Raw genomic sequence first — 20,676 nt, forward strand, 5'->3', positions numbered from 1 at the left:
ACCTAGATGCGCACTATCATAAACGATGTTGCTAGTAGAGACTACCCCGCATCGTCTGTGCAAGCAACAAAGCCGGGCGCACAAAGCAAACAGTACAAAAAAAGAAACCCGCAAAAGCGGGTTAAAAGGGGGTTTGGATCAGGAGGAAATCAATGCTAGTCGTTGAAAATCAACTAAACCTAGCCATCAAACAAAACATTTTGTGTTTCGTTTAAAGATGTGTTCAGTATAGGGAGGAGTTATTGCAGTAATTTGACCAAGCTGTAACTGAATTGTAAAACTGAAAATTCAATTGTTATTAAATTGTAACTTTAATAAAAACAACAACTTGCAAGAATCGCTTGAAAAACTGTTTTAAATAAAACAGTCAAAAATGGAATCACCGTTAGTCTAACAGAAGGCGGCTCGCCAGACTAACGGCTTTGATCAAAGACAAGGATTAGCTGAAAAAATCGCGTGCTTTATCGACCCAACTTTTGTTCTTCGGGCTATGTTTGCCCGCATCCGCCTGGGTGCTGTTCTCAAACTCGCGCAACAACTCTTTTTGCTTCTCGGTCAGACGCACCGGTGTTTCAACCACCACATGCACCATGAGATCGCCATGCTCGCTAGAGCGCAAAGGCTTGATACCCTTGCCGCGCAAACGGAACACGCTGCCGGTTTGGGTTTCTGCCGGAATCTTCATTTTGGCAGCGCCATCCAGGGTTGGCACCTCGATTTCACCGCCCAGCGCAGCAGTGCTGAAACTGATCGGCATCTCACAATGCAGGTTTGCGCCATCGCGCTGGAAGATCGGATGTTCCTTGAGGTGGACCACCACGTACAAATCACCGGTTGGCCCCCCGTTGACGCCAGCCTCCCCTTCACCGCTTAAACGAATGCGGTCGCCTTCATCCACACCGGCCGGAATTTTCACGTTCAGTGTCTTGTTCTGTTTGACGCGTCCATTGCCATGGCAAGTTGGGCACGGGTCTTTCACCATCTTGCCGGTGCCGTGACACTTGGGACAGGTCTGCTGCACAGAGAAAAAGCCCTGCTGCATGCGCACCTGACCATGTCCGTTACAAGTGGTACAAGTGACAGGAGAGGTGCCAGGCCGTGCGCCAGAGCCATGACAGGTTTCACAGGTGGCTTGCACCGGAATACGGATTTTGGTTTCGGTGCCGCGCGCCGCCTCTTCAAGCGAAATTTCGAGGTTATACCGCAAGTCTGCGCCACGGTAGACGTTGGAACGCTGATTGCGTCCACCGCCAAAAATATCGCCGAAAATATCGCCAAAAGCATCACTGAATCCACCGCCACCGAAGCCGCCAAAGCCAGCGCCGCCGCCCATGCTCGGGTCTACCCCGGCGTGACCATATTGGTCGTAAGCGGCGCGTTTTTGCTCATCGCTGAGCACTTCATAGGCTTCTTTTGCTTCCTTAAAGCTCTCTTCGGCTTTAGGGTTATCCGGGTTACGGTCCGGGTGAAACTTCATCGCCAGCTTTTTAAAGGCTTTTTTAATTTCCTCATCGCTGGCGTCCCGGTTCACACCGAGTACTTCATAATAGTCTTTTTTTGCAGCTGCCATTGCTTGCCTTTTTCATGTCCAGTTAACAGCGTCTAGAAATGCGAAAGTCGTTAGCCTGCAAGAGGACTAACGACTATTCGCCTGCCGTGTCGAATTAGTCCTTTTTCACTTCTTCGAACTCGGCATCGACCACATCGCCTTCCACGGTTTTTTCACCTTGGGGCTGTGCGCTCTCGGTATTAGCTTGAGCCTGTTGCTCAGCGTATACCTTCTCTCCCAGTTTTTGCGAAGCTTCCATCAATGCGTTGGTTTTGGCTTCAATGTCGGCTTTGTCATCGCCTTTAGCGACATCTTCCAGCGCCTTGATTGCGTCTTCGATCTTGGCTTTTTCATCTGCCTCCATCTTGTCGCCATGCTCACCCAGCGATTTTTTCACGCTGTGCAATACACTGTCAGCCTGGTTACGGGCATCGACCAGTTCACGCAGTTTCTTGTCTTCGTCTGCATATTTGGCCGCATCTTCTTCCATGCGCTGAATTTCTTCTTCAGACAAGCCGGAGTTTGCCTTGATGGTGATTTTGTTTTCTTTGCCAGTCGCCTTGTCTTTCGCAGACACATGCAGAATACCGTTGGCATCGATATCAAAAGTCACTTCAATCTGTGGCATGCCACGCGGTGCGGGTGGAATATCGCTCAAGTTGAACTGACCCAAGCTCTTGTTACCTGAGGCCATTTCACGCTCACCTTGCAGCACGTGAATGGTCACGGCATTCTGGTTGTCTTCAGCAGTCGAGAACACTTGTGATGCCTTAGTCGGAATCGTGGTGTTTTTCTTGATCAGCTTGGTCATCACGCTGCCCAGGGTTTCAATACCCAGTGACAATGGGGTCACATCCAGCAGCAATACGTCTTTGACATCGCCTTTCAATACGCCGCCCTGAATCGCAGCACCTACCGCCACGGCTTCATCCGGGTTCACGTCTTTACGTGGCTCCTTGCCAAAAATCTCTTTCACTTTTTCTTGCACTTTAGGCATACGGCTCTGACCACCAACCAAAATCACGTCAGAGATGTCAGAAGGCGACACGCCTGCGTCTTTCAATGCCATTTTGCAAGGCGCCATGGTGCGCTCGATCAGGTCTTCCACCAGGGATTCCAGTTTGGCGCGGGTGATTTTCACCACCAAGTGCTTAGGACCCGTTGCATCTGCCGTGATGTACGGCAGGTTGACTTCTGTCTGTTGTGCGCCGGACAACTCGATCTTGGCTTTTTCAGCTGCCTCTTTCAGACGCTGTTTAGCCAGCAAGTCGTTGCGCAGGTCCAGACCGTTTTCTTTTTTGAACTCATCGGCCAAGAAGTCGATGATGCGGTTATCAAAGTCTTCACCACCGAGGAACGTGTCACCGTTGGTGGACAACACTTCAAACTGGTGCTCGCCATCAATCTCAGTAATTTCGATAATCGAAATATCGAACGTACCACCACCCAGGTCATACACCGCGATCTTGCGGTCACCTTCCTGTTTATCCAAACCAAATGCCAATGCGGCAGCGGTTGGCTCGTTGATAATCCGTTTCACTTCCAGACCGGCAATACGGCCTGCATCTTTGGTGGCCTGACGCTGACTGTCGTTAAAGTAAGCAGGCACGGTAATCACGGCCTCGGTCACTTCTTCGCCCAAATAGTCTTCAGCAGTTTTCTTCATCTTGCGCAGCACTTCTGCGGAGATTTGTGGCGGCGCCTGTTTTTTGCCGCGTACTTCGACCCAGGCGTCACCATTGTCGGCTTTGGCAATGGTGTAAGGCATGAGGTCGATGTCTTTTTGCACTTCTTTTTCGTCAAAGCGACGGCCAATCAGACGCTTCACCGCAAACAGGGTGTTTTTCGGGTTGGTCACGGCCTGACGTTTAGCAGGTGCACCGACCAGAATCTCGCCATCTTCCTGATAAGCGATGATAGAAGGTGTGGTACGCGCACCCTCAGCGTTTTCAATCACACGGGGTTTCCCGCCTTCCATCACAGCCACGCAGGAGTTGGTGGTCCCCAAGTCAATCCCGATAATCTTTGCCATAGTCGTTATCCTTATCCTTTAAATTTGGTTAATCTCAATCTCTGATGCACTGAACATTGGGACATCTCTACAGATTTCAAGTCCCTGTTCACAATATGGATTATTTTGCCTGAATCACGGTCACCAGCGCCGGACGCAACACGCGGTCATTCAGACTGTAACCCTTTTGTAATACGCTCAATACCGTGTTGGGCTCACCCTCTGCTGGCACCATGCTGATGGCTTGATGCTTGTTCGGGTCAAACTTCTCACCCACCGGGTTGATTTCAGCAATATTGAACTTCTCAAATACGCTCAATAATTGTTTTGCGGTCAGTTCTACGCCATTTTTGTAGCTATCCACATCGGCATTCTCCACCGCTAGCGCAGCATCCAGGCTGTCCTTCACTGCCAGCAACTCACCACTGAATTTTTCAAGCGCAAATTTACGCGCCTTATCAATATCGTCAGCAGCACGGCGACGAATATTCTCGCCTTCGGCTTTCACATACAGCACCTGTGCCTTGGCTTCTTCCAGCGCTGCTTCGAGTTCGGCAATGCGGGCATCTTGAGTATCGTTCGTGAGATCTGGTGTGGTTTGGCCATCAGGCTGACTGTGGATTGGCTCAGCCGCTGATGCGTTATTTTCTTCTTGCATATTGCTCCCCTAAGATTTATTACGGTATTTTTTGCAAATGGGGAGCAGTCGCAGAGATTTCAAGGGCCATCAGATAAAATTTAGGGCGCTATCTTGTGTTGATGTGCTTGAAACGTCATCCTTGCCCAAAAGAAAAATCGAGATCAGACTCAAGCCAAGAAGTAGCAATATATCTTGCATCTTCTTGGCTGATTGTTTGGCGGCTTCCCAGATAGAATCAAACGTGTATTTGATATGAGATGCTGCCACCATGTCATCGATATTTAAACATCGAGGATTTACTCTGGTCGAGCTTGTTTGCACCATTGCCATTTTGGGTATTCTTGCTGCATCTGCGCTTCCACGCTTTGCGAATGTTGCAAGCAGTGCCCGAATTTCGACTTTATATGCTTTTAAGGGCACAATTATACAGGCGGCTACAATGGGTAGAAGCATGTGTTTTTTGGATCCTGAATGCAATATGAACGCAGATGGTGGGCAATTTCCGACCACGGTGATAGAAGGCAAGACGATTTATTTTCATTATGGATATCCGACGGGATGGGGTCGTTTTTTTGTAGACGATGGTGTCGGTAGTCTTAGAGATTTAATGGATATCACGGGCTTCAGTTACACACAGCATCAAGGCGGTTCTTTCCAGACTGTATATACCAAAGATGGTGCAACAGACCCACAAAATTGCAAAGTGATTTATCAATTGAGCCCAGATGGCCAGCCACCATTGATGTCCGTCAGCTTAGTCACCAGCGGCTGTTGATAGCCCGGCCATCGGTGTTGATAATGCGTCCGGCACGAATCACGCAATTGGAGCCAGCATGGCTATCACATCGTTCACTAACGGCATTAACCCAGCCCCACCGAGATTCATCGCAGGTGAAACTCGCCCTGCTGCCACTCCCGTGTAAGCTGGCTCAGTATCCGTATACAGGGCCACAACAGGCACATTTAATGCCGCGGCCAGGTGAGAAAGCCCGGTATCAACACCAACAGCGAACCGCACATGAACCATGCGACGAGCGAGTGTTTGCAGATCCATTTGGGGCAGTACCAGCGCATCTGGCACTTGCCCTGCAATGCGTAATGCACGTTGATGCTCCATGTCGTTGCCCCAAGGCAGCCACATTTGCAATCCTTGCCGCGCATAATACTGCCCCAAGGCAACCCAATGAGTTTCTGGCCATAGTTTGCTATCGCGGCTGGTAGCATGGAGAGCGAGAAATGCCATGCTATTGGCATCTGGACATTGCGCAGACAGTCCGTAATTGGGCTTTTCCAATGGCATCGCATAATGAAGTGCGCTGGCCGCCAGGGTGCGCATCCGAATCACGGCATGCTGCCGGTAGGGAATCGCATAGGTGTGCTGATAAAAGCGGCTGGCCATAGGCTCACGAATGGAATGCTGATCATAGCCATGGCGCGGACCACGTGCCCAGGTGGCCATCACCGCACTTTTGAGCAGGCCTTGCAAATCAAGCACGGCATCATAAGGTTGCGCCGCGACGGCCTGTTTGACAGCCGAGATTTCCCGCCAGGTCTGCCAACGCCACCACTGCTTGCGCCAGCGGCGTACTGCGACGGTAAATACTTGTTTCACCTGCGGATGCAATCTTGGAATATCGGCAAAACTTTCTTCTACCAGCCAGTCAATCTGCGCATCGGGATGATGCTGCAAGAGATCTTCCACCACCGGCAAAGCGTGGATAACATCCCCCATAGAGGTGGTTTTGACGATCAAGATGCGTTTCATGGCCGCTATTTTCGCATACAATGCCAGCGCATGAAGTTTGCGTTTCTCATATTCAAATACTTTCCCTACGGCGGTGTGCAGCGTGACATGCTGCGTATTGCCCGCGACTGTGTGGCATTGGGACACGAAGTCACCATTTTTACCGGCGAATGGCGTGGCGAACAACCATCAGGCATACACATCCGCTTGCTCAAGGCCCGCGGTTGGCTCAATCATCACCGACACACCTCGCTGATCCGCCAGATGCAGCAAAAGATTGCACAAGGCCAGTTTGACCGTATTGTCGGCTTTAACCGCATGCCGGGGCTGGATGTCTATTTCGCCGCCGATCCCTGCTATGCCGAACGCATGTCACGCGAACCCTGGTATAAAAAACTGTCTGGTCGTTACCGTTTTTTTTCTGCCATGGAGCAAGCCGTGTTTAGCCCCCAGGCAGGCACACAAATTTTGTTGCTTAACCAGCATGACCAGGCGATTTTTCAGCGTTGGTATGGTACCGACCAGGCGCGCTTTCACCTGATCCCGCCCAATATCCCGCTGCAGCGATTTGCTGACATGCCCGCCAGGGATCACCGCGCCTACGTGCGCCAGGCTTTTGCGTTACCAGAAGACGCCATCGTCTTGCTCACCGTCGGTTCGGCTTTTTTGCGCAAAGGCGTGGACCGTGCAATCAACGCCTTGAGCAGCCTGCCAGAGACACTCAAGCAACGTTGCTGGCTAATCGCCGTCGGAGAGTTTGAATCCAGCAGCAATATGCAGGCCTATGCTGCCGAGCGTGGTGTGGCCGACCGTTGTATTGAAGCTGGGGGCCGCCCGGATATCCCGGCGCTCATGCTAGGCTGCGATGTGCTCATACACGCCGCGCGCTCAGAACTGGCCGGCATCGTCATCATTGAAGCGATGACGGCCGGTTTGCCGCAATTGGTGACCAGTGTGTGCGGCTATGCGAGCTATGTTGCCGCTGCCGGGGCAGGAGAAGTATTGCCTGAACCGTTTGATCAGGCCGTGATGAACCGCACTTTGCAGACCATGCTCACCAGCTTGCCGCAACAACGCTGGGGCCAACAGGCCCGCGCATACGTCGCCCAACTGGCCGTCAAACAGGTCTCAGCGCCTGAAGCCCGCATCATTGAGGCTGCTTCAAGCCGCCGCCCACTTTAACCGATTAAGGCGCAGCGGGTCGACCGGCCTTAAACGGCAGATGCCGCAGCTGGTCCGCCGCCGCCTTGCTGGCTTCACTGCGTTTCAAGGCATAGGCTTTGGCCTGCTCAAGTAAGGCCGCAGAAGGCAGCTTGGGGTCCTCAGACAAGCGGGACAGTTTTTCAAAGCTCTCTTCATAAGGCGTGGCGACCTGTGCGTCAATCTGCGCTGCCATTTCATCAAAACTGACACTGCCCTCACGCCCTTCAAGCATGATTTGCTGCCACTTGTGCTGAGCCTGCTGGTCAACCTGATTCAACTTTTGCAATTGCTTTTGAATCGCTACCTCTTGCCGCCAGCGATATTTGGGTGCCGGCAAATGCGTCAGCAAACCCAGCACGACCAGCGACCAGGCCAGCCCTGCCAAGGCTTGCGATATAGTGATGGCGGGCGAGCCACGTAAAAAAGCGGGCAACATGAGCAACCCCAGCACACCGCCGGTCAAAAAACCGCCAATATGCGCAGAGTTATCAATGCCGGGGATCACGTAGCCCATGCCTATGGTCAACGCTGAAAAGAGCATGCCTCCCCAGAACAACCAGCGAAATTCAACTTGCTGCATCTGGTGTCTGGCAACCCAGAGATAGACCAGCAACGCGCCATAGATGCCAAAAATCGCCCCAGAGGCGCCACCTGACACCGCCTGATTGCCCTGAACCACCAGCGACAACAGATTACCGCCTATGCCGCTGACCAGGTAAATCAACAGAAAGCGTGCAGAGCCGTACATGCGTTCGACCAGCTTGCCGCCATCCCACAAGGCCAGCATATTCATGCCCAGATGCACGGCGCCAAAGTGTAAAAACATGGCGCTGCCCAAGCGCCACCACTGACCATCGGCCGTGGCTGGGGCAAAATTGGCGCCCCAGGTCAGCTGTACTGTATTGGGCGAGTGCCAAAACCCGGCGCCACCAAACAGCATGAGCACGAACACCAGCACATTGAGCGCAATCAAGGTGCGCGTCATCGGCGGCACAGGTGCGCGCAGCTCAATGCGAGGGGTGGGTGAAGCGTGCATCTAGGCGAGGGACTCCTGAAAAGGCACCTGCAACAAGGGCGGCTGTTGCAAGCTGTCGATTAAGGTTTGCAGGTTTTCTTCTGGCATAGACATCTGCGGATCAATCCTGTTCGCGACCCAGCCACAACACGCTATCTGCCGCGACTTGAGCCCCTCTGCCGTCAGCAGCGCATGATTGATACAGCCCAGGCGCATGCCGACCACCATCAGCGCAGGCAATTGCAGGGCCTGAATCAAATCGGCCATGCTCTGCGTCTGGTTTAAAGGCACCAGCAAGCCCCCTGCGCCTTCCACAATCACCACATCGGCCAGCGTGGTCAGTTGTGCATAGGCGGCTTGAATGACCTCAAGCTGAATCTCCACGCCAGCTTGCGCAGCGGCGATATGGGGCGCAATGGCTGGTGTAAAGCGGTAGGGATTAATCAGTTCAGCAGGTGCTGTCACGTTGGAGGCGGCAGTCAGTAAACGCACGTCTTCATTTTGCCAGCGGCCATCCAGCCACTCGCAACCGGAAGCTATTGGCTTCATGCCGATCACCGTCTTGCCTTGCGCAATCAACTGCTGCATTAAACGAACGGTGACTGTGGTTTTACCGACACCGGTATCGGTGCCAGTGACAAAGAAACGTGAGGGCAACGGCTGCATCATGTTCCCTGCGTGGCGGGTTTGCGCGACATGAATTGCACCGGACTGGTCCCGGGTGCCGTGTAGGGCTGGCTCCCGGTCCAGGCATGTACAAACACCACTTCATAGGTGGCGGGCAATTTACCCTGATGGCGAAAAGCCTCATAGCCCTGGCGCAATTGCTGCAAAAAACCCTTGCCACTCAAGCCCTTGGCGCGCCCTGCAGTCGCATTATGTGCGCCAATCGCTTTGAGATCGCGCATCACAGACTCCACCGTATCGTAGGTCAGGGTGTAATGCATCACATCCAGCACCGGCGCGCTAAAGCCAGCCCGTGTCAGTGCATCGCCGATATCATGCATGTCAATAAAACGGCTGACATGGGTGTGTCCTTGACCAGAGGCTGCACGCAGTTCTTTCAGCGTATCCGGTCCCAAGGTGGCAAACATGAGCAGCCCGTTGGGTTTCAGCACACGCCTGAATTCTTGCAATACAGTGTCCATGTCGTTACACCACTGCACGGCCAGGTTGGACCACACCATATCAACACTGGCGGTTGCCAACGGCATGGCTTCAATGTCGGCACACACCATTTGTGGTTTGGCCTGCCAGAAGCGATACCAGGGAAACAGCGTTTTCGTGCGGGCCAGCATGCCTTCGGCAATATCCAGCGCCACCCCTCTTGCCTGCTTAAAATGTTTGAGCAAGGCATGCAAGCCATGACCGGTGCCGCAACCTGCATCCAGAATCACCGCAGGCGCCAGCTTGACCACGTCCAGACGGCTCAACATTTCCTCACGTACCTGGCGCTGCAAAATGGCGGCGGCATCATACTGTTTGGCCGCACGGTGAAACGACTGGCGCATGCGCGTCTTGTCGATCTGATAAACATCCTGCATTTAATGCTCCCCGGCGCGCACAGCGGGCTCATCCGCCATAAAGGCTTCCACCGCTTCGCAAAAAGCTTCCGCATGTGACAAAAAGGGCGCATGTGCCGCCCCGGCGATCACGCGCAAATGGGCACGCTGCAAATGCATGGCCAGCCAGTGCGCTGCCGAGACCGGCGCCAGCGTGTCTCTATCCCCGTGAATGATCAGCGCGGGCTGGAACAAGCGCCCGACCTCTTCGCGCAGATCCGTCTGCATCAAGATATCCAAGGCCTGATTCAGGCTATCTTGGGTAGGCGTGGGTTTGGCGCCAAACGCAATACGCAATTGGCGTACCGTGCTGCGCGCATCTTTGGCATGCATGCATTGCAGGGTCAAGAAATTGAGCAAGGTGGCATTAAAGTCTTGCGCAAACCGCTCGTTGAACTGCTCAAAATGGCGGGCTGCAATGCCATGTGGCCAGTCTGGCTTGCTCACAAAACAGGGGTTGGTCCCCACCAGAATCAGCTTCTCTACCCGGTCCGGTTGATTGAGGGCAATTTGCTGCGCAACCAGGCCGCCCAGCGACCAGCCTAAAATGGTGGACACGCCGGGGATTTCCTCAGCGACCGCTTCGGCCAGGCTATGCAAGTGATATGGATAAACCGGACGGCTCTGGCCCATGCCGGGCAAATCCACCAGAAACAGTCGAAAATGGGTGGACAGCCGCTTGGTAACCCGTTCCCATACCGCACTGTTCATGCCCCAACCATGGAGCATTACCAGCGGTTTGCCTTGCCCCATGATTTCGATAAAACAACTCATGCCACCGCCCCGATAGCTAACTCACGTTCGGCATCGTGCAAGGCTTGAATCAGCGCCCTGACGTCGGACTCACGATGGGCAGCCGACAGGGAAATCCGCAGGCGGGAAGTATTGACCGGCACGGTTGGGGGCCGGATTGCCGGCACCAGAATGCCACGCGCCTGCAAATACTGGCTCAATGCCAGCGCCTCATGGTTATCGCCGACCACCAGTGGCTGGATAGCGGTTTCTGACGGCAGCAAGTGCCAACGGGTGAGTGAGAGCTCACTCTTGAGCAGCGCAATCATGTCAAACAATTGCTTTCTGCGCGCATCGCCCTGCTCTATCTCTTTCACTGAAGCCAGCAAGGCGGCGGACAGCGGTGGTGGCGCAGGCGTGGTATAGATATAACTGTTGGCGTGCTGAATCAGGTAATCAATCACGATTTGTTGGCCAGCTACAAAAGCACCCGCCACACCCGCAGCTTTGCCTAGTGTGCCCATCATGATCAGGCGTGGCGACTGCAGCCCCAAGTGCTTGAGCGAGCCACGCCCTTGCGGACCGAGCACACCAAAACCGTGCGCATCATCCACATACAAATAGGCATCATAGCGTTCACAGAGCGCAAGATACTCAGCCAGCGGCGCAATATCGCCATCCATACTGAACACCGCATCAGCGGTAACCAGCTTGTGACGGGCCGTGCTGGCTTGCAATAATTTTTCCAAGGCGGCCACGTCATTGTGCGGAAAGCGATGATGTGTGGCACGCGACAAAAATGCGCCATCATTCAGACAGGCGTGATTCAGCTTGTCCGAGAACACGGCATCTTCACGCCCCATCAACGCACTGACCACTCCAATATTCGCCATATATCCGGTGGAAAACAGCAAGGCTGCCGGTTGCCCGACAAAAGCCGCCAGCGCCTGCTCCAACTGATCATGATAGCGGTGATGACCGGTAATCAGATTGGAAGCGCCGCTGCCCACGCCCGCTTCGGCAGCGGCTTGTTGCAAAGCGGCCACCAGCGCAGCATCGTTGGCCAGGCCCAGATAATCATTGCTGCAAAACGACAAAAACGGCTGGCCATTGGCGGTGATATGCTCGGCCTGCGGTGAATCCAGCAAGCGGCGTTGACGCATCAGGCCCAGTGTTTGCCGTTTTTCCAGATCGGCCCGTAAAGACTCCAGCAGATCGCTCATTTATATTTTCTTCAAGCCTAATTTGGCAAACAGGGCATTGTCAGACTCAACCTCAGGGTTGCCGGTCGTCAGTAATTTTTCACCGTAAAAAATACTGTTGGCCCCGGCATGGAAGCACAAGGTCTGCACGGCTTCGCCCATGCTCTGGCGGCCAGCAGACAAGCGGACAAAGCTGGTCGGCATGGTGATGCGGGCGATGGCAATCGTACGCACAAACTCCAGCGGATCCAATGGGTCGGTGCCATGCAAAGGCGTGCCTTCCACTTGGGTTAACAAGTTGATGGGCACGCTTTCCGGCGGTTGCTCCATATTGGCCAACTGCGCAATCAGGCCCGCGCGCTGCGCACGGGTTTCACCCATGCCAATAATGCCGCCGCTGCACACATTGATATTCATGCTGCGCACGCGGTCCAGGGTGTCCAGGCGGTCCTGATACGTCCGCGTGGTAATCACATCGCCATAGAACTCGGGCGCGGTATCCAGGTTATGGTTGTAATAATCCAGCCCAGCCTCTTTCAGTTGCTCGGCTTGCCCATCCTTAAGCATGCCCAGCGTGGCACAGGTTTGCAGCCCCATCGCCTTCACTTCAGAGATCATTTTGAGCACAGGCTCCAGGTCGCGCTGTTTGGGTCCGCGCCAGGCAGCTCCCATACAGAAACGGCTGGCACCGCTTTCTTTGGCTGCTTTGGCTGCGGCCAGCACCTCGTCCAACTGCATCAAGGGCTCGTTTTCAACCTCGGTATGATAACGCGCAGCTTGCGGGCAATAGCCGCAGTCTTCGGAACAGCCGCCCGTTTTAATCGACAGCAGTGTGCTGACCTGCACGGCGTTTGGATCAAAATGCTCCCTATGCACAGTGTGCGCTCTGTGCAGCAAATCATTGAACGGCAATTCAAACAGTGCCATGATATCTGCAACGCGCCAGCGCTCAACCGTTGGATGACAGGAAGCCGCAGGCTTCAAGCCATCCAGATTAATGACGGAGGTTTGCATTTCGGTGCCACAAGCAGTAGCAGAGGTGTGTTGTTCCATAAGTCCCACGCATTAAAAAATAGATGAATAATCCGGCCGAATTATATGTTGTTTAAAATCATACGTGAAAAAATTTTACAACAGCTTAAAATTTAAACAAATCAACTCCACTCACTGGTTGTCGCAGTGGCTGACAACGACGCTGCCCTGCCCGCTGTGCCATCAAGCCCCAGGCGCTCGCCAACCTTCAGCGACTGACGAGCCAATCTCCCCTCCAAACGGACTTTGTTTAGACTGCCAGGCCAGCCTGCCCTGGTACCAATCGCCGCGTTGCCCACAATGCGCATTACCAAATACGCGAGGTGAGCTGTGCGGCATCTGTTTACAGCATGCCCCCGCTTTTGACCAAACGCTGACCGTTTTTCGCTATGCCTATCCGCTAGATCGACTCTTGCATCAATTTAAATACCACCAGCAATTGCCATGGGGGGCGCTATTGGCACAGGCCTGGCTATCCCGCCTGCCAGTGTTACCCGCGAGCCAGCAGCCAGCCGTCCTGGTGGCGATGCCCATGCACCTGAACCGCATCAAACAGCGTGGGTTTAATCATGCGCTTGAATTAGCCAGGCACTTGCAAAAGCAGTGGCAAATTCCGTTAAGGATAGACGGCTGTGAGCGATTGATAGACACGCCAGCGCAAGCAGCGATGGACATGAAAACAAGAACCCGCAATCTACGCGGTGCCTTTGCGACCTCGCAGCGATGGCAAGGTCAGCATGTGATGATCGTGGATGATGTGATGACGACAGGAGCCAGCATGCATGCGCTGGCAAAAGTTTTTAAACAGGCGGGGGCTGCACAGGTGACGGCGCTCGTGCTGGCACGCACCCTCAAACAGGACTAGCTAGCACAATTATTCGGCATTGGCTTGTACGCTGCCGCCCAGTTGACGGATGCGCTGCGTAACAAATTCGAGCAAGCGCTCGCTTAACGGCAGGCTTTGCGCCTGTTGCAAGTGCTGCAAGGCTTGCGCATTCTGGCCCACAGCTTGTAATGAAATGGCGTACGCCACCATCCATTGTGCATGCCCCGGCCGCAACAGCGTCGCGCGTTCAAAATGTGGCAAGGCGGCGGCATGCTGGCCGGTTTGCTGATAAGCCATGGCCAGCATCCATTGCGATTCGGCATCTTGCGCCAGCGCACTGGCCACCGGTTTTAATGTTTGTAATACCGCCTCTGCCTGACCATGTGCCAACTGCCATCTGGCGAGTGATTTGGGCAAGCCCACTTGAGCCGGAAACTGCTTGATGCCTGCCTGCAGAACCGAAACAGCCTCGGCCTCTTGCCGGGACTCAAATAAATAGGCGGCCAACAGCTGGCGTGCATCTTCAGACTGCGGATAAATCGTCAGCGCTTGCCTGAGCATTGCCAACGCCTCGTTCAAACGGCCTTTTTGCTCATGATCGACAGCACGCTGGATCAAGACATTCACTTCCTGCTCAGGTCTGACATGTTTATTGACCATGCCTTTTTCGGCTGACTTTTCATCACTTTTGCCCTGGTTCTGGTCCGCGTGCGTCTCCAGCGTAGGCGCAATGGTGGCAACCGTGATTGCCGCCGTATCCGCGGACTTCATGCTGAACTCACCCTCGACTTGTGGTGCAGCAGCATTAGCCACTGGCTTCACTTGCGCAACGACAGCGCGCGCACTGGGCTTTGCAGAAGCAGATTCGGACTGCCAGGCACTGAACAATGACCTGGTCAACTGCGGCGGCGCCCAAGTCGCCACCGTGCCTGCCTCTGCGGCTGCCGGGGCTAAAACAGTCTGTACGCGTGGTTTTGGGCCTTGAGCCTGCGGCGCGGCCTGTGGTATCGCAGTCACATGCTGCGGATAAAAATACGCCATCAACATGGGCGAATTCATCCACACCCATCCGGCTGTCGCAAGCAGCAGCCCGCCGCCGATCAGGCGATTCAACCAACGGCCAGGCGGTGCTGTCTGTGCAGACAACACTGGCTTGACCTGCCCGGTCCAACCATCAGTGGTGTTGCCCTGACGGGCCTCTACGTTTTGTAACACCTGATTAATCAAGCTCATTTGATTCCTCCGTCGCCTGCTAACGACCAAACCCGGCCAGGGTGGCATGCAACGTCAACCACCATTTAAACCCATGCTCCAGCCAACGATGCTGTGCTTTGACACTGGCTTGTGTATCAAGAATCGCCGCTTTCACATCCTCGGTTGTAACCCTGTGCTGACCACGGCCAAACGCAGACAATAATGCTTTATGCGCCAGAATATTCAACAAGCGTGGAATGCCGTTGGCATACCGGTATAGCAATCGCATGCTAGCCGGACTAAACACCATGCCGCCCTGATACCCAGCCACATGCATGCGATGATTCAAATAAAACGCTAATTCTTCCCATTGCAGGCCTTTGAGGTGATATTCAAAGCCAATGCGCTGCCGCAGTTGGCGAATAGACGAATGGTTGAGACGTTCTTCCAGCTCAGGCTGGCCAAAAATGACCACTTGTAACAACTTGCGCTTTTCGGTTTCGAGGTTACTCAGCAAGCGCAAGGCTTCCAGCGTTTCCAGCGGCATGGCTTGCACTTCATCAAGGCAGACCACCACATGCGTGCCTTTTTCAGCAAAGGTCAGCAATGTGCGATGCAGCGCATCTATCATGTCATGGTGGGTAAACTCAGGCTTGAAGGCGACGCCAAACTCGGTGGCCAGCGTCATCAGTAAGGCGTGCGGGTCAAGATAGGGGTTGGGGAGGTAAGCAATCTGGCAACCGGGTTCCAAGGCTTTGAGCAGGCGCCGGCAGAGCAATGTTTTACCGGTGCCAACTTCACCTGTGATTTTGACAAAGCCTTCACCCGACTCAATCGCAATCAATAGCGTATTCAGCGCTTCTTGCAACGTGCGTGTGGCGTAATAAAAGCTCGTATCCGGCGTGATCGAAAATGGAAACTCTTTTAAGCCAAAATGCTGCAGGTACATGCCCGCTCCTAAAATGCGTTGTCTGACTTGAGTTTTTCTACCCGGTCCTGGCTGTCGAGCATATCTTGCGCCCAGTTATCGCCACTGCGGACCACGGTGGATTTGAGCAGAATGACCAGTTCTGTTTTGGTGGAGCTTTGGTCTTTCTGGCGGAACAGGTTACCCAAAAATTTGACATCGCCCAAACCAGGTACTTTTGTCCGTGTATTATCCACGGACTCTGACATCAGCCCGCCGATCGCAATCACACTGCCATCGCGGGTACGCACGATGCTATCGGTTTCATTGATGTTGGAGGAGGCCGTTGGAATCGTGTAGGTGCCACCGTTGGCACTGGACAAACTCACAGTACGGTTGACCTGGGTGACTTCACTGATAAACGGATGGACGTGCAGAATAATGTTGTCGTCCTTGTCAATTTGCGGTGTCACATCCAGTGAAATACCAGAAAAATACGGTTGCAGCTGAATATCTGGCGTCACTACGGCGCCACCCGTGGTAGTGGTAACATTGGTACGCACATTGGTCACGTAGAACGCATCATTCCCCACCTTGAGTACCGCTTTCTGATTGTTGATGGTGGCAATACGCGGACTGGACAGGACTTCTACATTGCCCTGTGTTTCGAGAAAGTTAAGCAGCGCAGAAAAGTTTTTGCCTTGAACCGCTAACGCAAACATTGAGCCGCCTATCGACACCGGATCACTGTTACTCAAAGCGCCAGGTACGGTGCTGGTCAGCGTGCCGTTGGTCAGGGCACCGGTTTCTCCCAGGGTGGTATTGCCGTTGACGTTACCAAAGGTGTAATCGCGGCCGCGAATATTTCTGACCGCCGCCCAGTTAATCCCTTGTTGCGAGTTTCTATTCAGTTGCACCTTGATAATCTTGGCTTCCAGAATCACCTGACGATCTACGGTCACCTGCATCAGACTCAGAAATTTCTCCACCTGGCGGATTTCCTTGGGCATGGCTTTGACCATGATCAGGCCAGACTGCGCGTTAATGACTACCTTGCGCCCGTTTTCTTCGCCAATCAAGCTACTCAATGAGCCTGCAATCTCGTCCCAAAAGTCATTATTGGTACGCATACTCACATCTGAAGCATACACTTGCAGGTTGGAGGCGCCCGAGGCCGCCTGGTTGCCTGTGCCTGTCCCGGTTGAGCCAGAGCCAACGCCCATGGCGCCGTTCATGGCGGCGGCCTGCCCGGCCACGCCTGCGGCACCGCCCGCACCCGAACCGCTGGCCGTCCCGGACGTGACACGGGTGGCAGAAGACCCTCTGCGAGCGCCTGTAATGTAATTAACCTGGAAAACCCGGGTTTGCAGGGTTTGTGGCTCGACAAAAATCTGTTTGCCGTTCATTTTGTACTCATAACCATACAAGTCACGCAAGGCATTGAGCGCTTCAAACAGCGTGACATCGCGCAGGTTAATCGTAATCTCGCCTTTCAGCTCCGGGCTTAAGGCAATGCTGTAAGGACTGCCAGAGACGATGCCCATCAGCACCTGGCTAGCCGGGGCTTTGTTAACCACGAGGTCAAAACGCGGCTCGACACGTTTGGCCAGCGCTTTGGGTGGCTCAATTTTAAGTGGCTCAAACAACTCATCCGTCACTTCTTTAGGCGGCGGCACCACTTGTGCTTGCGCCTTGGCCGCAGAGGTCGCCAATTCGTTTTGTATTTTTGGCTGAATTGATGGATTGGTCGGCGTGAACGGGTTACTGGTGCATCCAGCCAACCCGGCGCCTATCATCATCACACCCAAGGTATTCACAAAAGTTTTCATAGCAGTCTCTCTATTGATATTCACCTGGCGGCCACTTCAGCCAATCGCAGGCATTTTCACTTTATTTTTTAACCGTTTTTGCCTGTTTGGCTTTTTTTATCTGCGCAGGCGGCGGTGCCTGCATCACAACACTGGTCAACCCCAAGCCCAACAGTTTTTTCTCACCGTTTTGATTGATAAACACCGCTTGCTGGTGCTTGACCGAAACCAGTTTAAAGCCTTGATAACGCTCACCCAAGTTGACGAGCTCGCCATTGACCACAGCAAACCCATGCTTGCCGTTGTCTTGAATGGCCGTGACTTGCCAAGCCTGCGCAGTCTCCGTTTGCGCCTCTGGCAGATAAGGCAATACGGCAGCTGGCGGCTTCGTAGGGTCTATCATTTGCTCGGCGGCCTGGCTATGTGCCATGCTGACCAATACCATCCAAATCATGAATATGCGCATGCTATATCCCCAACCAGGCGTTTTCCCCACTCAGGGTATACACTTGAAAAATCAATTCGCTTTCTGGGTAACCGCCTTTAAGCTCGGCATTGTCCCATGCCAGCTGACGGCCGATCGCTTTCAGGGACTTGCTATACGCCATCAACGCAAAATACTGCCCTTTTAAATGGACTTTTACGGCGTGCTGGTAAACATGTGGCATGTTTTTCCAGGCCTCTTCCGAGGTCGATGACGCTTCAGTTCCTGGCGCGGCTTGCGCCTGCAATAACTTTCTTCGCGTTTCAATAAAATCCACCACCGGCAAGGATTGCATTTCAATCACTTGCACATCGGTATGCTTTTGCAACAGTTTTTTCAGCATCTCCACCATGGCTTGCGGTGGGACCATAAAGGCAGAAACCTTAAGTAACTCATCTGCCTGGCTAGCCATTTTTTGTCTGGTTTCTGCAATCTCCTGCTGAAACGCCTGCGTAGCTGGCTGTGGCGCCGCCTGGGCAGCAATCTTGGTCAGTTGCTCGGTCAGGGTGGTCGTATCGTTTTGTATCTTGAGGATTTCTTGCTGGGTATTAGCCAGTTGCACCCGCTGTGGCTCCAGCAAAAAGGTATCCATCAGGCCCACCACGGCAAACAAGCCGGTGCCAAACAACATCCAGCGCTCGCGCATGGAGAACGCTTGCCATTTGTCGCTGATTGCCTGTAGTTTTTCAGATCGCATGACTTACTGCCTCCCGCTCTGGTTGCCGGGCTGAGGTGGCACCGTCTGGCGCACAAATTCGTCCCAACTCATGCCATTCACCAATTTGTTTGTGGCTTGCGTATCACGCCCTTTGACTTCAAAGGTATACACTTTGAGCACAGGCAATGCTGTGTTCGCCTGATTCGAAGGGCTATTTCCGCCTTGTGGATTAACAGGCGCGGCTGAGGCCGGCGTCACTGGCGGAGCACCCCCGTCTTTGCCTGCAGGCGAGGTTGTGGCAACCTCTGGCGCTGGCGCAAGCGATGGACTCACTGCAGAGGCTCCAGCATTTCCGCCTGAACGCGACTGCGGCTGTTGCAACTCCAGTTGTTTGAACTGAATACCTGAGAACTCAGTCCCGGCAAATACAGACTGGTGAGAGAGCAAATCCAGATAGGCTGGAATATCTTCTGACTGCAACGCTTGCCCGGCAAGCGTCAAGTGTTGGACGGCAGGCTCAACTTTAAAACCGGTTAACCAGACGCCAGGTTGCTGTTGCCCGGTAAATGCACGCATGTAGTCGATCAGGTGTGCCGATTGTTCTGAAATGGACTGCTGGAAAATAGCCAGAATTTGGGTCTGCATCTCCAGTTGCGCTTTTAATGCTTTTAACTCAGCCTCAAGCTTGGTGTTATCGATAGGCATCGCCTTTTTCGAAAAGGCTTCCACTTTTTTCTGCATGGTTTCATACTGCGCAAGTGCTTGGTTACGCTGCACTTGCAATTGCTCGTTTTCAGCAGCCAGTCCAGTATAAAAGTAATACATCACCACTGCAGCCAGCACATAGACAGCCGCCACCATCGGCAGGCTAAACCACTCTCTGGCTTTGACACCACCGCCTTCATACAGGTTAATCTGCTGGCTCATACGGCCGCCTCCTGACGCAAGGCAGCACCCAGGGCAGGCATCAACATGGCCTGTTTTTCAAGGCTGGAAAAATCCTGGTTGGCAGGCAGTTCAACAACATCTTCCAGGTTAAAAACGTTGACCGGCACATAGAGGCTGGAACTCAGGCCGCTCACCAGATAATCGCGATGCACGACCGGCGCCACCACCATACGGTTCAAGCTCAGGAAAGGAAACTGACGGTCAAAGCTGTCCAGCGAGCGTTGCAGCTCAAGCACCAATTTATCAAAATTGATTCTGAAGATTTCGTCCCTATCGTTCAAAAAGTCGCGATCCAGCTCAATCAGACGTGTATGGTAAAGCTCACCTTTTGCCGTAAACGTGATCAGGCAACCGCGTGGCAGGATGCTCACCATCACCAGCGCGCGATCTTCGTGTTCAAGCAAATGGGCAATATTGCGTTGCGCCAGCGCGTGCACATCAATCGAACGCAGGTTAAATCCGGCATCGACCAAATGATTACCCGCCCCGGTTACCGTAGCTTTTTTGGCGCAAATCGCCAGCATCAGCGCTTGGCGATTTGCCACAGAGGGATCAGAAGGCAGATCAATCCCATCAACCACCGCTTGTTCTACCGCATAATCAAGCAATCCCTTGAGTTTCCAGCGTAACGCCGGTTTTACTTCATCCTCTGGCAAATTGGGCTTGTCAATTTGCACAATGTTGTACTGGTCGACATTGAGTACCAGATTGCAGGGTAAAGACTTGAGGTCATTTTTGGTCACAAAGTGACGTAATGTGGAAGTAGCATCCAGCGGTATTTGCTCAACCGCCGCAAACGAAACCACCGGCTTGGTCCCTTCTGCAGGCGGCGTCAAGGCAACAGTACTCACATGCATGTCGGTAAAACTCACCCCTACCTGCTGCTTGTTTTTTTGTCTTTTAAACCATTGCATAGAGAGTCGCCAGTCTTTCAGAGTCACTTTATCATTTAAAATCAAAGAATAATAATACTTACTTCAAGCACAATCGCAAATTAGTATACACAAAAAAGTCGCACATCAAATCATCTTCTTATGCGCAAAATGACTTAAGTGGCCATGCGCCATCGTGGCACCAGACAATCACGCTATCCGGCCACACCTCATATATGCGAGCAACTTTAGTGCCTGAAACGGGAGATCAAATGCAGGAATAAGACGA

At 53.3% G+C, this 20,676-nt stretch carries 20 protein-coding genes and 1 pseudogene; 4 read left to right on the forward strand and 17 right to left on the reverse strand.

Annotated features, from left to right (window positions below; genetic code table 11):
* Positions 1-439: 439 nt before the first annotated feature.
* From dnaJ to grpE, 3 genes are all read right to left on the reverse strand, one after another.
* The gene (dnaJ, locus tag ACT53D_RS08390) at positions 440-1,570 is read right to left on the reverse strand and encodes a molecular chaperone DnaJ (protein ID WP_194748658.1); all 1,131 of its coding nucleotides are present in this window, start codon (positions 1,568-1,570) and stop codon (positions 440-442) included.
* 94 nt (positions 1,571-1,664) lie between these two features.
* Complete coding sequence (dnaK, locus tag ACT53D_RS08395) at positions 1,665-3,581, reverse strand: molecular chaperone DnaK (protein WP_194748659.1); 1,917 nt, start codon at positions 3,579-3,581, stop codon at positions 1,665-1,667.
* A 100-nt stretch (positions 3,582-3,681) separates the two neighbouring features.
* The gene (gene grpE / locus ACT53D_RS08400) at positions 3,682-4,218 is read right to left on the reverse strand and encodes a nucleotide exchange factor GrpE (RefSeq protein WP_476155682.1); all 537 of its coding nucleotides are present in this window, start codon (positions 4,216-4,218) and stop codon (positions 3,682-3,684) included.
* 250 nt (positions 4,219-4,468) lie between these two features.
* Between grpE and ACT53D_RS08405 the strand changes: the two are divergent.
* Both ACT53D_RS08405 and ACT53D_RS08410 read left to right on the forward strand, forming a co-directional pair.
* Positions 4,469-4,528: pseudogene (locus tag ACT53D_RS08405) on the forward strand (type II secretion system protein); the annotation flags it as partial.
* 123 nt (positions 4,529-4,651) lie between these two features.
* Positions 4,652-4,975, forward strand: coding sequence for a hypothetical protein (locus tag ACT53D_RS08410; protein ID WP_476144948.1), 324 nt, complete (start codon positions 4,652-4,654; stop codon positions 4,973-4,975).
* Between the two features lie 39 nt (positions 4,976-5,014).
* On the opposite strand, the gene waaC is transcribed toward ACT53D_RS08410, so the two are convergent.
* Positions 5,015-5,965: a lipopolysaccharide heptosyltransferase I gene (gene waaC / locus ACT53D_RS08415; RefSeq protein ID WP_476144389.1), complete on the reverse strand. Its 951-nt coding sequence runs from the start codon at positions 5,963-5,965 to the stop codon at positions 5,015-5,017.
* A gap of 30 nt (positions 5,966-5,995) precedes the next feature.
* Here waaC and ACT53D_RS08420 point away from each other — a divergent pair, with 30 nt between their 5' ends.
* On the forward strand, positions 5,996-7,126 hold the full coding sequence (locus tag ACT53D_RS08420) for a glycosyltransferase family 4 protein (protein ID WP_476155684.1): 1,131 nt from the start codon (positions 5,996-5,998) through the stop codon (positions 7,124-7,126).
* Between the two features lie 4 nt (positions 7,127-7,130).
* Here ACT53D_RS08420 and ACT53D_RS08425 read toward each other — a convergent pair whose 3' ends face one another.
* From ACT53D_RS08425 to bioB, 6 genes are read right to left on the reverse strand one after another with little or no spacing between them, the layout of a single operon-like run.
* Positions 7,131-8,183, reverse strand: a complete 1,053-nt coding sequence (locus ACT53D_RS08425; protein ID WP_476155686.1) for a rhomboid family intramembrane serine protease — start codon at positions 8,181-8,183, stop codon at positions 7,131-7,133.
* Positions 8,184-8,828: a dethiobiotin synthase gene (gene bioD / locus ACT53D_RS08430; protein WP_194749100.1), complete on the reverse strand. Its 645-nt coding sequence runs from the start codon at positions 8,826-8,828 to the stop codon at positions 8,184-8,186.
* Entirely contained in the window at positions 8,828-9,706 is an 879-nt protein-coding gene (gene bioC / locus ACT53D_RS08435) for a malonyl-ACP O-methyltransferase BioC (protein ID WP_476155688.1), read from the reverse strand. Before bioC ends, bioD begins: the two co-directional genes overlap by 1 nt.
* A complete protein-coding gene (gene bioH, locus ACT53D_RS08440; protein WP_313985611.1) occupies positions 9,707-10,498 on the reverse strand; it encodes a pimeloyl-ACP methyl ester esterase BioH in 792 nt (263 codons plus the stop codon).
* Positions 10,495-11,679, reverse strand: coding sequence for an 8-amino-7-oxononanoate synthase (bioF, locus tag ACT53D_RS08445; RefSeq protein ID WP_275356317.1), 1,185 nt, complete (start codon positions 11,677-11,679; stop codon positions 10,495-10,497). Before bioF ends, bioH begins: the two co-directional genes overlap by 4 nt.
* Positions 11,680-12,711, reverse strand: coding sequence for a biotin synthase BioB (gene bioB / locus ACT53D_RS08450; protein WP_409934468.1), 1,032 nt, complete (start codon positions 12,709-12,711; stop codon positions 11,680-11,682).
* Positions 12,712-13,102: 391 nt separating this feature from the next.
* On the opposite strand from bioB, the gene ACT53D_RS08455 reads away from it, so the two are divergent.
* Complete coding sequence (locus ACT53D_RS08455; protein WP_275356318.1) at positions 13,103-13,555, forward strand: ComF family protein; 453 nt, start codon at positions 13,103-13,105, stop codon at positions 13,553-13,555.
* A gap of 9 nt (positions 13,556-13,564) precedes the next feature.
* Here the strand turns inward: ACT53D_RS08455 and ACT53D_RS08460 are convergent, their stop codons facing one another.
* The 7 genes from ACT53D_RS08460 to ACT53D_RS08490 form a co-directional block, all read right to left on the reverse strand.
* Positions 13,565-14,749, reverse strand: a complete 1,185-nt coding sequence (locus tag ACT53D_RS08460; protein ID WP_476155690.1) for a tetratricopeptide repeat protein — start codon at positions 14,747-14,749, stop codon at positions 13,565-13,567.
* 19 nt (positions 14,750-14,768) lie between these two features.
* Entirely contained in the window at positions 14,769-15,659 is an 891-nt protein-coding gene (locus ACT53D_RS08465; protein ID WP_194748670.1) for an ExeA family protein, read from the reverse strand.
* Between the two features lie 8 nt (positions 15,660-15,667).
* The gene (gene mshL, locus ACT53D_RS08470) at positions 15,668-17,446 is read right to left on the reverse strand and encodes a pilus (MSHA type) biogenesis protein MshL (RefSeq protein WP_275356320.1); all 1,779 of its coding nucleotides are present in this window, start codon (positions 17,444-17,446) and stop codon (positions 15,668-15,670) included.
* Positions 17,447-17,507: 61 nt separating this feature from the next.
* A complete protein-coding gene (locus tag ACT53D_RS08475) occupies positions 17,508-17,879 on the reverse strand; it encodes a hypothetical protein (RefSeq protein ID WP_338655310.1) in 372 nt (123 codons plus the stop codon).
* 13 nt (positions 17,880-17,892) lie between these two features.
* Positions 17,893-18,606 (reverse strand): type II secretion system protein GspM, encoded by a 714-nt coding sequence (gene gspM, locus ACT53D_RS08480; protein WP_194748673.1) that lies wholly within the window; start codon positions 18,604-18,606, stop codon positions 17,893-17,895.
* A 3-nt stretch (positions 18,607-18,609) separates the two neighbouring features.
* Positions 18,610-19,494: a PilN domain-containing protein gene (locus ACT53D_RS08485; protein ID WP_476155694.1), complete on the reverse strand. Its 885-nt coding sequence runs from the start codon at positions 19,492-19,494 to the stop codon at positions 18,610-18,612.
* Positions 19,491-20,429 carry a hypothetical protein gene (locus tag ACT53D_RS08490; protein WP_194748675.1) on the reverse strand — a complete coding sequence of 313 codons (939 nt, stop codon included), beginning with the start codon at positions 20,427-20,429 and terminating at the stop codon, positions 19,491-19,493. The genes ACT53D_RS08485 and ACT53D_RS08490 overlap by 4 nt, the downstream gene beginning before the upstream one ends.
* Positions 20,430-20,676 lie beyond the last annotated feature (247 nt).

It is taken from the genome of Methylophilus sp. DMC16, assembly GCF_056314045.1.